The sequence below is a fragment of the Chloroflexota bacterium genome, assembly GCA_035652535.1.
In the GTDB taxonomy this organism is placed as follows: domain Bacteria; phylum Chloroflexota; class UBA6077; order UBA6077; family SHYK01; genus DASRDP01.
Genome location: DASRDP010000082.1, coordinates 63,196 through 76,891 on the forward strand (window position 1 = coordinate 63,196; position 13,696 = coordinate 76,891).

At 66.2% G+C, this 13,696-nt stretch carries 15 protein-coding genes; 4 read left to right on the forward strand and 11 right to left on the reverse strand.

The annotated features are described in order from the left end of the window. Positions 1 to 5 precede the first annotated feature (5 nt). The 8 genes from VFC51_09025 to VFC51_09060 form a co-directional block, all read right to left on the reverse strand. Complete coding sequence (locus VFC51_09025; protein HZT07159.1) at positions 6 to 422, reverse strand: M67 family metallopeptidase; 417 nt, start codon at positions 420 to 422, stop codon at positions 6 to 8. An 8-nt stretch (positions 423 to 430) separates the two neighbouring features. Next, on the reverse strand, positions 431 to 1,351 hold the full coding sequence (locus tag VFC51_09030) for a cysteine synthase family protein (GenBank protein HZT07160.1): 921 nt from the start codon (positions 1,349 to 1,351) through the stop codon (positions 431 to 433). Between the two features lie 33 nt (positions 1,352 to 1,384). Next, a complete protein-coding gene (locus VFC51_09035) occupies positions 1,385 to 1,663 on the reverse strand; it encodes a ubiquitin-like small modifier protein 1 (protein ID HZT07161.1) in 279 nt (92 codons plus the stop codon). A gap of 99 nt (positions 1,664 to 1,762) precedes the next feature. Continuing rightward, on the reverse strand, positions 1,763 to 2,608 hold the full coding sequence (moeB, locus tag VFC51_09040; GenBank protein HZT07162.1) for a molybdopterin-synthase adenylyltransferase MoeB: 846 nt from the start codon (positions 2,606 to 2,608) through the stop codon (positions 1,763 to 1,765). Positions 2,609 to 2,651: 43 nt separating this feature from the next. Further along, positions 2,652 to 3,557, reverse strand: coding sequence for a cysteine synthase A (cysK, locus tag VFC51_09045; protein ID HZT07163.1), 906 nt, complete (start codon positions 3,555 to 3,557; stop codon positions 2,652 to 2,654). Between the two features lie 143 nt (positions 3,558 to 3,700). Continuing rightward, a complete protein-coding gene (locus VFC51_09050) occupies positions 3,701 to 4,138 on the reverse strand; it encodes an RrF2 family transcriptional regulator (GenBank protein ID HZT07164.1) in 438 nt (145 codons plus the stop codon). Between the two features lie 89 nt (positions 4,139 to 4,227). Beyond that, complete coding sequence (locus VFC51_09055) at positions 4,228 to 5,349, reverse strand: tripartite tricarboxylate transporter substrate-binding protein (protein HZT07165.1); 1,122 nt, start codon at positions 5,347 to 5,349, stop codon at positions 4,228 to 4,230. A 30-nt stretch (positions 5,350 to 5,379) separates the two neighbouring features. Continuing rightward, positions 5,380 to 6,432: an amidohydrolase family protein gene (locus VFC51_09060; GenBank protein HZT07166.1), complete on the reverse strand. Its 1,053-nt coding sequence runs from the start codon at positions 6,430 to 6,432 to the stop codon at positions 5,380 to 5,382. Positions 6,433 to 6,449: 17 nt separating this feature from the next. On the opposite strand from VFC51_09060, the gene VFC51_09065 reads away from it, so the two are divergent. Beyond that, positions 6,450 to 6,902: a hypothetical protein gene (locus VFC51_09065; protein ID HZT07167.1), complete on the forward strand. Its 453-nt coding sequence runs from the start codon at positions 6,450 to 6,452 to the stop codon at positions 6,900 to 6,902. A 332-nt stretch (positions 6,903 to 7,234) separates the two neighbouring features. Here VFC51_09065 and map read toward each other — a convergent pair whose 3' ends face one another. Further along, positions 7,235 to 8,032: a type I methionyl aminopeptidase gene (map, locus tag VFC51_09070; protein HZT07168.1), complete on the reverse strand. Its 798-nt coding sequence runs from the start codon at positions 8,030 to 8,032 to the stop codon at positions 7,235 to 7,237. Positions 8,033 to 8,127: 95 nt separating this feature from the next. On the opposite strand from map, the gene coaE reads away from it, so the two are divergent. The 3 genes from coaE to VFC51_09085 all read left to right on the forward strand — a co-directional run bounded on the left by coaE (position 8,128) and on the right by VFC51_09085 (position 11,154). Then, the gene (coaE, locus tag VFC51_09075) at positions 8,128 to 8,730 is read left to right on the forward strand and encodes a dephospho-CoA kinase (GenBank protein HZT07169.1); all 603 of its coding nucleotides are present in this window, start codon (positions 8,128 to 8,130) and stop codon (positions 8,728 to 8,730) included. 75 nt (positions 8,731 to 8,805) lie between these two features. Further along, on the forward strand, positions 8,806 to 10,032 hold the full coding sequence (locus tag VFC51_09080) for a C45 family peptidase (GenBank protein ID HZT07170.1): 1,227 nt from the start codon (positions 8,806 to 8,808) through the stop codon (positions 10,030 to 10,032). A 72-nt stretch (positions 10,033 to 10,104) separates the two neighbouring features. Further along, the gene (locus VFC51_09085; protein HZT07171.1) at positions 10,105 to 11,154 is read left to right on the forward strand and encodes a Gfo/Idh/MocA family oxidoreductase; all 1,050 of its coding nucleotides are present in this window, start codon (positions 10,105 to 10,107) and stop codon (positions 11,152 to 11,154) included. On the opposite strand, the gene VFC51_09090 is transcribed toward VFC51_09085, so the two are convergent. Continuing rightward, positions 11,087 to 12,325, reverse strand: a complete 1,239-nt coding sequence (locus VFC51_09090; protein HZT07172.1) for an FIST N-terminal domain-containing protein — start codon at positions 12,323 to 12,325, stop codon at positions 11,087 to 11,089. The two genes, VFC51_09085 and VFC51_09090, sit on opposite strands and share 68 nt — an antisense overlap. 146 nt (positions 12,326 to 12,471) lie before the next feature. Beyond that, positions 12,472 to 13,560 carry an AI-2E family transporter gene (locus VFC51_09095; protein ID HZT07173.1) on the reverse strand — a complete coding sequence of 363 codons (1,089 nt, stop codon included), beginning with the start codon at positions 13,558 to 13,560 and terminating at the stop codon, positions 12,472 to 12,474. Between the last annotated feature and the right edge of the window lie 136 nt (positions 13,561 to 13,696).

Consider the following 13,696-nt stretch of genomic DNA (forward strand, 5'->3'; position numbering starts at 1 on the left):
CCTGATCAGCCGTCGACGGTGATCGGCTCTTCGGAGATGGAGCCCGCATCGTCGATCCAAAATGCGCGCAGGACGGGGCGGTCCGGCTCCATGAGCGAGCAGATGAAGCACAGCGCGTCGGTACCCCACGTCGCGGTCCACATCGCGACGTCGGTGGGTGACGGATACGCCTGCGTATGTGTATGGGAGTGGTAGAAGCCGATCAGCTCCATCCCGGCGCTCTCGATGGCCCGAATGGATGAGAAGATGTCCCGCGAGTCCATCTCGAATCGGGTCCGCCGCATCTCCGCCACGTTGCGGGCACGGTGGACCGACTCCACGCGATTCGTGCGCCCCCCGAGCACGCCGCACACTTCCTCATCGGGCTGCTCCTGCGCATGCCGCGTGATGGCGTCGATCTGGGCCTGGCTGAGCTGCACCATCCACGCCTCTACCAGAGGAGCTGCGTACTGAGGTCGACGCTGGCCTGCTCGACGTCCTTGGTCCAGACCTGCGTGCTCAAATACTTCCATCCGCTATCGGCGAACAGCACGACCACGTCGCCGCGGTCGAGGCGCTGACCGACCCGGACGGCGCAGGAGAGCGCCGCGCCCGAGGAGATGCCGGCGAAAATACCCTCTCGCGCCACCAACTCCTTGGTGAATCGAATCCCGCTCTCACTGGAGACGACCATCTTTCGGTCCAGCATCGCGAGGTCGAGAATCGGGGGAACGAAGCCCTCGTCGAGATTGCGGAGCCCCTGGACCAGGTCTCCCAGGTTCGGCTCCGCGGCGATCACCTGGATGCGCTCGTCGTGCTCCTTGAGGCGGCGCGACACGCCCATCAACGTGCCGCCGGTACCGAGGCCCGCCACGAACGCCGTCACGGTCGGAACGGCTTCGAGAATCTCCGGCGCGGTGGTGTCGTAGTGCGCCAGAGGGTTTGCCGGATTGCCGTACTGGTAAAGCATGACGTATTCGGGCTGGGCCGCCGCCATCCGCTGCGCGACCTCGATGGCGCCGTTCGAGCCGCGCGATCCGTCGGTGAGCACCACTTCGGACCCAAACGCCTGAAGAATGTGACGTCGCTCCTCGCTCACGTTCTCGGGCATCACCGCGATGAACCGATAGCCGAGGACGCGGCACACCATGGCGAGGGAGATGCCGGTGTTTCCACTGGTGGGCTCAATGAGGGTGGCGCCCGGCTGAATCCGCCCCTGGCGCTCTGCCTCTTGCACCATCCGGAGGGCAATGCGGTCTTTCACGCTGCCCGTCGGGTTGTGCCCCTCGAGCTTCGCGAAGATCCGAACGCCCTCCTTGGGCGAGAACCGCTTCAGCTCGACCATCGGCGTCCGCCCGATGGTCTCGAGAATGGAGCCGCTGGGTTTCAGAATGATCGGAACCTCTCAGCAGCCGCCCGCGACGGCGGGAAGGATGGCCACCTGATCGCCATCGGCGACCGTCGTATCCAGCCGCTGGAGATAGCGAATGTCCTCGTCGTTGACGTAGACGTTGACGAACTGGCGCATCTGGCCCGCTTCGTTGACCAGCTCGCCTTTGATGCCGGGGAACTGACGATCGAGATCGTCGATCACCGCCGCGACGGTCGATCCTTGGGACTGCACCACTCGCGCCCCGCCGGTGTGCTTTCGCAGAACCGTGGGAACACGCACTTCCACACTCATTGGCTCGCTCTCCTCACTGCCGGTGGACTGGCCACCACGGTCGGCGACACGTTTGCATGGCGCTTTCTCGCCGGGCCGCGATTTGGGCGCCCTCCCGGCTCAGCTGAGCGCCGATGCCGCGGGGCCGCCGCAAAATGCCTCGTAATCGATCAGCTCGGTGATGGTTGGCTCGTCGCCGCACACCGGGCAGCTGGGATCGCGCCGGAGCTTCACCTGGCGAAACTCCATCTCCAGCGAATCGAAGATCAGCATGCGATTCACCAGCGGCTCTCCCTGGCCCAGGATGAGCTTGATCGCCTCCAGCGCCTGGATCGACCCGACGATCCCCGGCAGAACGCCCAGGACGCCGGCGTCGGCGCAGCTCGGGACCGCGCCCGGTGGCGGAGGCTCCGGAAATACGCACCGATAGCAGCCGCGTCCGGGTAGGTAGGTCGTCGCCTGGCCTTCGAACCGAAAGATGCTGCCATCGACAAGGGGCTTCTTCAGAAAAACGCACGAGTCATTGACCAGGTACCGAGTCGGGAAGTTGTCCGAGCCATTGACCACGATGTCGAAGTCACCCATGATGCGAAAGGCATTGTCGGACGTGATGGGCTCGTTGAACGCCGCGATCTTGACATCAGGGTTGATCTCGCGCAGCGTGTCGGCGGCGGACTCGACCTTTGGCCGTCCCACATCGCTGTGGCCATGAAGCACCTGTCGATGGAGATTCGACAGGTCGACCGCGTCGAAATCGACGATGCCCAGCGTTCCAACCCCCGCGGCGCCCAGGTACAGCGCGGCTGGCGACCCGAGGCCACCAGCGCCGATCAGCAGGACGCTCGCCTCGAGCAGCTTGCGCTGGCCAACGCTCCCGACCTCCGGCATGATGATTTGCCGCTGGTAGCGGCGAATCTGGTCCAACGTCAGCGTTCGCGTCCCGGCTCCATGCAGCTCGACAGCCATCTATTCTGTTCCTTCCTGGCCCAGCGCCAAGTCGCTGGGCCCCCTAAAAGTCGACGCTGAGGTACCGCTCGCCGGTGTCCGGCAGCACGGTCACGACCGTGTGGTTGGGCCCCAGGTCCTGCGCTTCTTGCACCGCCGCGTACACGTTGGCGCCGGCGGAGATTCCGACCAGCAGTCCCTCTTCTCGCGTCAGGCGGAGCGCCATGTTCATCGCGTCCTGGTCCGTAACGGTCACGATTCGGTCGATGACCGACCGGTCCAACACCCGCGGGATGAAGCTCGCACCGATGCCCTGAATTCCGTGGGGCCGCGCCCGGCCGCCGCTCAGAAGCGGCGACGACGCGGGCTCGACGGCCACGATCCGCGTCTCCGGCCGTGCCGCCTTCAGCACCTGGCCCACGCCGCTAATCGTCCCGCCCGTCCCTACGCCCGCCACGAAAGCGTCGATCGGGCCGTCGACGCTGTCCAGGATCTCCCGGGCGGTGGTGCGACGGTGAACCTCCGGATTCGCGGGATTTTCGAACTGGCGCGGCATGAAGTACTCCGAGTGCTTCCGGCACAGCTCCTCGGCTGCTCGCACCGCCCCCGTCATCCCATCCAGGCGAGGAGTCAGGATGAGCTCTGCCCCGTAGCGCATCAGCAATTTTCGGCGCTCTGTGCTCATGTCGTCGGGCATCGTGAGGATCAGATGGTAGCCCTTCGCCGCCGCCACCATGGCGAGGCCGATCCCGGTGTTGCCACTGGTGGACTCGACGATTGTCGCGCCCGGCTTGAGCTGTCCCGAATGCTCCGCGTCCTCCACCATCGACAACGCAATGCGATCCTTCACGCTTCCCGCCGGGTTCATCGACTCCAACTTGGCGTAGACCGTCGCGCACTCAGCCCCCGGGATGCGCCGAAGGCGGACCAACGGAGTGTTGCCGATCAGGTCGAGGACGCTGTCGGCAATGCGCGGCGTCCCGCCCGGTCGGTCCGCATCGCACCGGTCTGCGCCTTGCTCACCCAGCGGTCGACGCGCTTCCACCACCGTGGGACGCTCCCGCGGTTCCGTTTCGCCGCCCTTCGCCACGTTCGCTCCTGCTCAATCAGCGGCTAAATGTAGTACATATTGCGCGACTCGCGCTCTGCCTGCCGTGCTGCCAGCGACTCGATGGTAATCCCGTGGACCAGCCGCTGGTAGCTCTCGGCCAGCTCGCACCAGACGTCCTGCAGCACGCACGCGCCGGTGACTGTGCAGGATCCCGTGTCGTCCATACAGGAGCTTGGCGTCGCGATCCCCTCCAGCACGTCCAGCACGTCCCCCAGCGACAACTCGGCCGGGTCCCTCGCCAGCTCATGCCCCCCTGACGGACCGCGAACGCTCCGAACGAGACCCGCCTTTCGCAAGGCGGCGAGGAGCTGCTCGAGGTACGACTCGGGGATGTGCTGACGCGCCGCGATTTCAGCGGTCTGGACCAACCCGCCCCCTTGATGCTGAGCGAGATCGATCATCGCGCGCGCGCCGTAATCGGCGCGCATGGAGATGCGCACAACCACCCCCGAGAAAGTTGACTATTTTACTCTGAATTATAGAAATCCTGCTCTCGCACCGTCAATCGGTCCCCCTGAGAGCGGCTCCGTCACTGCGTCGCCTCCAGGTACTCCTTCAGCCGCTGGGCAACGTTCGGCGGGGAGTCCAGGACCTGCGCCACGATCTTCTCGACCTGCTCCGGCGACTTCACCGACAGATCGATGTTGGACTGCTCAGCGTCCGCGATCAGCTCGGGGTCCTTCATCGTCTCGACGAAGGCCTGACGCAGCGCGGCGACCCGCTCCGGAGGAACGCCCGGCGGCGCAACGAGCGGCTTCGACATGGCGAGGGTGCTCGTTGCGGCTCGGATCACCTGGCGCTGCTCGTCATTCTGGGCGAACTCTTCGGCGAGTGGCACGTTCGGCAGGTCTGGATGGCGCTCGGTCCCCTGCTGGACGAGGATCGTCGCGAAGGGTGGGCTCCCCTCGAACCAGTGGGGTCGACTCACTTTGACCGATTCCCACGGTGTGCAAATGCCCTGGACCTCGCCACTCTCGACGGCCAGGGAGATGTCCGCGGTGCCGGGGTAGCCAGAAACCAGCTTGAAGTTGGCGTTCAGCGCCCCACGGAGCGCGGCGGGGAAATCGTGGATGTTCGACCCCGGCCCCGTCGTGCCGACGATAAGCTGCGACCCGCCCGGCTGCAGTAGCTGCTGAAAATTGGTGATACCGGAGTCCGTCCGGGCGATACAGAGATTCGTCTGCACCTGCGTGCTGCCGAGCCAGTTGAAATTGCGCGCGTCGAACTGCACGCCGTCCGCCTTGAGGAGCTGCCCCTGGAGCCCGGGCTCGGAGAACACGGCGATGACCGTCCCATCCTTCGGCGCCGCGCTATAGACATAATTGGCAGCCACCAGACCGCTCGCACCGGGCATGTTGTCGACCACGATCGTCGGGTTGCCCGGGATGTGAGAGCCCAGGTGGCGCGCAACGAGGCGGCCAAGGGTGTCGAATCCGCCACCAGCCGTGAACCCGACAATCAGGTGAACGGTCTTTCCCTGATAGAAGGCCGCCGCGGCCGTCGGGTTCGGAGTGACGTTCGCCGGGGCCGGCGAGGCCGCCGATCCGGTTGGGGCGGCGCGGTTCGCCGGTGTGCATGCGAGCAGGGCCAGCGCGACGACGGCCAGGGCGCCTGCGCGGTTGACGGACCATCGGACTCCGGATCGATTCACCCATACCTCCCCTGTGACCCCGCCATCGGATTAGCGGGGGTCGAGTCGATAGAAGGACACTGCGCTGTCGACGGCGATGCTGTGCTTCATCTCTTCCGTCAGGTCGGTCCGCTCCCAGAACTCGTCGATCTCGTGGATGATGGAAGAATCCGGCTTCTCGTGTGGATAGTCGGAGGGAAAGAGGATACGCCCAGCGGGAAATCGCTGAACGACCAGCGGCAAGGACGCCTCATCGAGCTCGCAGGAGACGTAGACGTTTCCCCTGGCGATGTAGTCGCTCGGTGCGCGGCGCACGCCGCGGGCTTCAGCCTGCGCACGGTACGCCCCCTCCCACTCGTAGTCCAGGCGGTCCATCATATACAGCATCCACCCCGACCCCGCTTCGAGAAACGCGACGCGGAGATCGGGAAATCGCTCGAGCGCTCCATCCAGCACAAAGCTCGTGAGCTGAATGATCTGTGAGACGGGGTGGGAGAGCGCGTGGGTCTTGATCATATTGTCGAAATAATCAAATCCAAGTCCGCGGCTGGGCGCGCCGTGGACAGCGAGGGCGCACCCCAGCCGCTGCGCCTCGGCGTAGATGGGATCGAACCATTCGTCGCCCAGTGGCCGCCCCACGACGTGGACGGCGGGGAGGAGCCCTCCCGCGAGGCCAAGCTTGGTGACCGCTCGACGCAGCTCGTCCACAGCGGCTGGGATGTCCTGGACGGGTAGGAGCGCGAGGCTGTGGAAGCGCGGCGAGGCGCGCACGTACGTGTCGGAAATCCAGTCGTTGTAGGCCTTCGCCAGCACCGTGGCCCACTCGCGATTCTGCACCAATCCGATGGAGAGTCCGCCCGTGGGGTACAGCACGGTCTCATCCAGGTGGGCTCGATCGAGGAATTCGAGCCATCGCTCCGGGCTCGTCGCGATGGTCTTCCCGCGCCCACCCCCACGCGGAAATCCGTCGAGAGACGGGAACATCCCGTAGACAGCCGGACCGTCGTACGCCGGAGCGTAGTGACGGATGCGCTCCCTCAGCGCGTCGACGTCCTCATAGATGTGCCCGTCGGCATCAATGGCGCGACCCGAGGCGTGCGGCATGGCGGCCCCCAGACGAAATGACTGAGAAAGCATACCGCGAAGGCACCTTCCCGTATGGGCAGATGGCGGCCATCGACGGTTCGCGACAGTATCTGGTTCGCGGACGAAAATCGCCTCCGTCCCCCTCGTATCTGATCACACGGGCGTGGACGCCCGGGAGCTACTTCGATCGGCTCCGGTACTATCCGGGCGGGGACGGCACCTCGTTCGTCCAGGAGGACGGCGTGGCGCGCGCCCTGGCCGACGCCGGTGGCAATGCGCTCCAGAACCAGTGGTTTGCCGTCTCTCCTGCCGCGGACAGTCTGCTGCGGCAGGTGATCGCTGGCTCAGAAGGGGCGGAACATGACCGGCCGCCCGATCCCAGGGCCACGAGTGCACTGCGCGGGGCAATTCTTGCCATCCCGGTCATTGCGGCGTCCGTTGCGGCCGTGACGAGGCGATCGCGAAGTCGCGTCTCCGCTGCGAGCTGACCGGCCTCTTCCCATCACCGGCGGCGCTGGCGCCGCGACCAGCAGTGCTCGGACACGTGGCTGGCGGAGCTCGATCCATTGCGCACGCGTGGCCCGCGGTGCTTCGAAGCTCGCCAAATCCAAGAGATGAGGACGATCGTACGTCCTCCCGCCGGGTTCGGAGAATCGCTGGACCGGGGCTCAACGTCACCGCGTATGGCTCCGCTCTTTCGGAACCCACCCACGAGGCTGATGGCATCCACGCATGGGAATTGCACTAAAGCACACACCGCCCGATGACGCGCGACGCATCCTACCGTCTGAACAGATTGTCGTCGGGCGCACGGACCTGGCTAGTTCAGGCCCCAGTCGGTGAGGACCTTGGGTCCGTTCTCGGTGATCGCGACCGTGTGCTCGAAGTGCGCCGAGAGCGAGCCGTCGACCGTAACGGCCGTCCAGCCATCGGGCAGGAACTTGACCTGGGGTGAGCCCAGCGTGATTTGCGGCTCGATGCAAATGACCATACCCGGGCGAAGGAGCGGCCCGCGGCCGGGCGGGCCCCAGTGGGGCACTTGAGGCGGTTCGTGCATTGCTCGGCCGATTCCGTGGCCTACGAAGTCGCGCACCACGTTCATCCCGTGCGCTTCCGCGTGCTCCTGGATCGCGTGGGACACGTCCGAAAGGCGATTCCCCGGCCTGGCCTCGGCAATGCCGGCGTACAGCGCGTCGCGGCACACCTCGAGGAGGTGCTGCTTCTCCTCACTGATCGTTCCCATGGGAAGCGTGACGCAGGTATCGGCGAAATACCCCTTGTGGCTGCACGCAACGTCCAGCGAGACGATATCGCCGTCCTTGAGTCGGCGCGGCCCGGGGATCCCGTGTACCACGACCTCATTAATGGATACGCAAATGTAGCCGGGGAAGCGATTTGAGGGGTCACCATACCCGTACGCGCCGGATTTCAGCTCGTACTCGCGGCACTTCTGCCCCGCGTACTCGTCGATCTGCTTCGCCGTCACGCCCGGCTTGGCGAAGGCGACGAGGTCCTTCATCAGAAGGCGGAGCCGCCGTCCGGACTCCTGCATCATCTGGATCTCGCGCGGAGATTTGATCAGGATCGAGTTGTCACTGAGTGGCTTGAAACGAACCATTACCGTTTTCCATAACGTTCCGTGTACGCACTATACCACGGTGTTCCGCTACCTCGCCGACGCTGGCGGGACCACCTGAGAGGAGAGCCGCGGCCTTGGAGCATTTCGTCATCGGGCTCACCGGCAACATCGCAAGCGGGAAGAGCGCCGTCGCGGCCATGCTGGCGGAGTGGGGAGCCGAAGTCATCGACGCCGACCGCGTGGCCCACGAGACGTTGGAAGGGGATCCCGAGCGCTCGGCGGTTGTCGCGCGATTTGGGCCAGGAGTGCAGCGTCCCGATGGAAGCATCGACCGCGCCGCCCTCGGGCGGATCGTCTTCGCCGATAGATCGGCGCTCGCCGACCTCGAAGCCATCCTTCACCCCGCGACACGACGTCGGATCCTGGAACGCGCCGCCCGGAGCGCCGCGCCGGTGGTCGTAATTGAGGCGATCAAACTCCTGGAAGGACCACTCGTCGACGTCGTCGATGCCGTGTGGGTCGTGACCGCGCCCCGGTCTGAGCGGATCAATCGTCTGGTGAAGACTCGACACATGGCGCGCGACGAGGCCGAACGCCGCGTGGACGCGCAGAACCCCGAGTCGGACAAGGTGCGGCGGGCGGACGTGGTGCTGGACAACAGCGGGTCGCTGGAAGACCTGCGCCGCCGGGCGCGCGCCGCCTGGGATGCCATCCCGCGACCGACGGCCGAGCGATAGACGGGCTCACTCCAGAGTTGCCGAGGCGGATGAATTGGTCGCGCTCTCGTGTTGTGCGGTACGCTGCAAGAAGCCATGGAGACATCGAATCCGCCATTCTCCACGCTTGATGTTGGCGGCCGGGACCGTAGCAGCCGTTCGGCCATTCTGCCGAGCGACACGGCGCTGCGCCGCGATGGGTTTCTCCAGCTTCGCGTGGCTGGATCGCCGCGCGAGATGGGTCTCCAGCACGGAGAGCTTCTGCGCGATGAGATTCGGAGCCTCATCGACGCGGTGTACCACCACGTCTTGTACGGTCAGCCAGGCGTCGCGGGCTGGGGGATCCGTCGGGCCGTGCGCACGGTCGCCGGGATTATGGCGAGCCAAATCGCTCCGCGATACCGGGAAGAGATGCGGGGCGTCGCCCACGCGGCGGATGTCCCCTACGCCGACATCGTGCTCGTCAATTCCTTCGACGATGTGCTGGCGAATCTTCGTCTCCTCGGCACGCTTTTCGGTCGACTCGGCTGTTCGACGTTCGCGGTGTTGCCGTCTGGCGCGAGCGGCGGCGCCCTCGTGTGCGGGCGCAACCTCGATTACTTTGTCGAGAGCGCCGCCGGCGATGACCCCTGGGCAGCCACGCGGTTCATGAAAGAGCACCTGACCGTCACAGAGTTCGCTCCGACGGATCGCCAGAGCTTCGTGGCCGTGGGCTGGCCCGGATTCGTGGGCACGGTCACCGCCATGAGCTGCCGCGGCGTTGTTGTGGGCTCGCTATCCGTGCCCACGTTGCGCAACACGCCCTTCGCCACGCCCGCTCCATTTCTGTACCGGAGCATCGTCGAGCAGGCGACCACGGTGGACGAAGCGGTCGACCTGATGCGACGGACTCGCCGGACGCAGGGCAACAACGTGCTGGTCGGGTCGGCCAGCGACCGAGCCGCGGCCGTCGTGGAATTCACTGCGCGCCGGCTGGCCGTCCGCCACCCAGAGCACGACTGGATCGTGGCGACGAACCACTTCGCCCATCCAGACCTGGCCCCGCGGTCCACGAAGGCCCCCTTCTTCAGCTCCAGCCAGCGATTCATGCGCCTCCACGACTTGTGCAGGTCAGCGGTCCCCAACGGATTCGACGCCGCCCGCGCGCGCGAGTTCCTGACGGACATCACCCGCTGGAGCCCGGACGCCAACGAGTACTGCACGATCCTCAACCCGTGCACCGTCTACAGCACGGTCTTCGCGCCATCCGAGGGGCGGATGTGGGTGCGCGCCGCCGACAGAGTCGACCGCGAATACGAGGAGGTCGAGATCCCCCTCTCCTGAGACGCGGGGGTCCGGCGACTGCGCTTATAATCGCGGACGACCCCGCCGATACACCCGTAGGAGAGCCTTGCGATGTGCGCCGTCCGCGTGGGAATCATCGGAACAGGATTCGGCGCGGCCGTCCAGGCGCCGGGCTTCCGTTGCGTCGACGGCGCCGAACTGGTAGCCGTGGCCAGCAGCCGCATCCAGCGGGCGCAGGCGGTTGCACAGGAGTTTCGACTTCCTCACGCATTTGACGACTATCGCGCCATGCTGCGCTCGGTTCCGCTCGACCTCGTGAGCATCACCGCGCCGCCCTACCTGCACCGCGAGATGACGTTGGCAGCTCTCGAAGCCGGCGCCCACGTGCTGTGCGAGAAGCCAATGGCCATGAACGCGGACGAGGCGAACGAGATGCTCCGCAAGGCCGAGCGCTCGGGCCTGGTCCACGCGATCGACTTCGAGTTCCGGTACATCCCGGCGCGCGCGGCGCTGACACGCTTGCTGGCAGCGGGAGCCATCGGCGAACCGATCCTCGTCCGCGTCGCGGACCTGGTCCATGCCCGAGTCGACCAGCCCTACGGTTGGTTTTTCGACCGCGCGCGGGGCGGTGGACTCCTCCAGGCGATCGGGTCCCACTACATCGACGCGGTTCGCCTTTGGCTCGGCCCGATCGCGTCGGTGACTGCGGACCTGCGCGCGGTCCGGGCGGAGCGGCCGCGTGACGACGGCGGCGGACACGAGCGGGTGACCGCGGACGACACGGCCAGCGTTTCGCTTCGACTCGAACGCGGCATCTTTGGCCGCATCGACTTGAGCGTGTGCGCACCCGGCGGCTATCGGCGAACCGAAATCTTCGGGAGCCAAGGCGTGCTGACCCTGGAAGGGACCAAACTCTACCGCGGCGCCGACAGCGGCTCTGAGGAGGTTGCGCCGGAGGCAGAGGACCAGGGACGGCTCGAGGACCCGCGTCTTGGCCCCTTCGTCGAGCTGGCCCAGCGAGTCGTCGACCGGATCAACGGCCGTGACGGGCGGCCCTTCCCGACCTTTTCCGACGGACTCGCCGTTCAGCGCGTCATGGACGCGATCCACCGCGCGTCGGACGAGGGTCGCGAGGTACGAATCTCCGAGGTGACGGCGTAGCGTCGCGGGGAACGAAGAGGGCGAGGCTCGCCGTGAACCCGTGCAAGTACGTACGGCCGCCCACCGGCCCGATCTCTCCGTTACAGAAGAAGCCGGCGATGGGCACGGGCCCGAATTCCGCGGCCACGGCCCGCGCATCGTGGTCCGGGCTGCCAAAAAGCCCCACGCCGCGTCCATTGCAGGTGCACAGCAATGCGCCGGCGATGAGATCTGGATCGACAGCCTGCCGGGTTTGCAGGAGCTGCCTCTTGAGATCGAAGTCCGCCGCCTTGGCGTCGCGAATCTGGAACTGGATCGTTTGCCCGACCTCGGGCATCGCTCCAATGGCCATAGCGCCGGATTCTGGGTCGACTCCCAGCAGGTTCCGTATCAGGAAATCCCCCTGTTCGAATCGCTCCCGGTACTCGTTCATGGCGAGTCCGACCAGCAGGTTGCGGGCGGCGCGCCCGCGCTCCTCCTCGGACAAGGCGTTGAGCGTTTCGCGCAGCACTTCGAGGGCAGGCCGGTTACCGATCTTGCGCACGATGTTTCGATCCACGGACGTAATGGTCCATGGCTCGCCGATCGGCGCGGCGCCCTGCGCCACCACGGATCGCACCGTGTAGGCGCCCCCAATGCCTAAGATCACGGCGCCATCGCCATAGTGCGCGCCGTTGAGAAACAGATGCGTGCCGTGCTCAGATGCCAGACCGGACGCCAGCCCACCGGCTATCGTCGCTCGCGGGTACGCGCTCGTGAGCCCGTCGATCAACGCCTCGACATCGAACGTGAACGGGTCGGCGAGCACGATCCACGCGTTGAGGCTCTCTACCGGAACGCCGGCCCAGCGGAGCCAGTCCTCCGGGCCACGAAGGCGCGCCAGTTCGTCGGGCGTGATGTGTCTCGGGTGCAGCTCGGCGCCCGGGAGCTGCACGTGCAGGACGGAGAGCGCTTCTTGGCCCTCTACCTCGCGATTCGGGCCGATGATTCCCTGGCCAGAGCACCCAATGAGCACGGAGGCCGCGCTCCGTCGATACGCTTGTGCCACGAGCGTCTCGAGATCTTCATAGGCGGGGCTGGCGAAAAAGAGGGTCAGGTCGGGCGCCGGCGCGGGCGCACCGTCGCCCAGGCCAACCGCCGCGAGCGCTTCCGACCATCGCGGGTTGTCGGCGATGGCCGCTGTCGATTCCATGTGCACTTCTCCGACTGAGGCTGCACGGATTCAGCGGGATGCGGCGCACCGGCGCCGCCGGCATGTGACTCCTTGGACCAGGCCCGTCAAGCCAGTGTAGCAAAACGCGTCGCCGCCGTTCGCGGGACCGCATGCCGCGGCGCCTGCTAGTCCGCGGCGGGCGGCAGCCTCTCGGGGGTGGGAAGCGGGAGCTGCCGCGTGTCCGGTTCCTCCGCTGGCTCGGCGTCGGCAGCCTGCGATTCTGCGACGATGTCGTCCAGAATGATGCGAATGGCCGCCGCGATGGGGACCGCCAGAATGGCGCCCAGGGCTCCCGCGGTCGCCGCCCCCGTCAGCACGGCGAAGATGGTGACGAGGGGGTGAAGGTCGACCGCGCGCCCGACGACGATCGGCATGATCAGCTGGTCTTCCGCCTGGCGCAAGACGATGTAGGCCACGATGACCCAGATCATGAGCTGGGTCCCGCCTTGAACCAGCGCGACCATGGCCGCCGTCGCTCCCGCAGTAATGGGTCCCAGCAGCGGAATGACTTCGAGGACACCGGTCAAGATCGCAATGGGCAGCGCGAACGGCAGGCGAAAGAGCGACGACAATACGAGGTACGTCACGACGGACATGAGCACAATGAGAAAGAGCTGGCCACGGATGTACTGGCTGAGGGTATTGTGCACGTGGCGCCCGACCTCCTGGACGCGCGCTCGTCTGCTCTCGGCGACGAAGCGCAAGAGGTATGGCCCCAGTCGATGACCGTCAAGAAGCAAGTAGAAGAGCGCGATAAGCGACAGAAACATCTTGAGAACAGTGTCGAGGGCGCGCTCTGCTACCCGGAGCGCATCGGCCGGCGCAGCCACCACGTCGGAAATCCGGCTGTTCGTCCAGTCCGCCAGGACGTGGGCGTCGATGCGCTGGCCGGCGAGCCGAAACGTTTCCGTCCCGAGAAGGCGCACGTAGGCCGCGTCGACCAGATCCGGGCCTGCTCGACCGAGAAGACGAACCTCGCGGATCAGTCGAGCCCCCAGCAGCCACGCGCCCAGGCCCACGACCGTCAGCAGAATGACGTAGACGGCAGCCACGACCACGATGCGCGGCAGCTTGAGGCGCTCCGAGATCTCGCTGACGATCGGACTGAACACGTAGGCGAGGACTGCCGCGATGACGAAGGGGGCCAGGACCTCGCGGGCGAGGTACAGGACGACCACGAGTACCAGCGGGGGAATCCACCATCGGGCTATCATTCGCGATCGTCCCCCGGGGATCCCGCTGGGTTCGGAGCGCCCTGAGTGTACCCCAGTCTGCGCGCGGCATGGCGCGGCGCACCGGAGACAGAAGGCTGCCGCGTGCGAAACCTCGTGCCTCGCGTTCGTCGTCTCC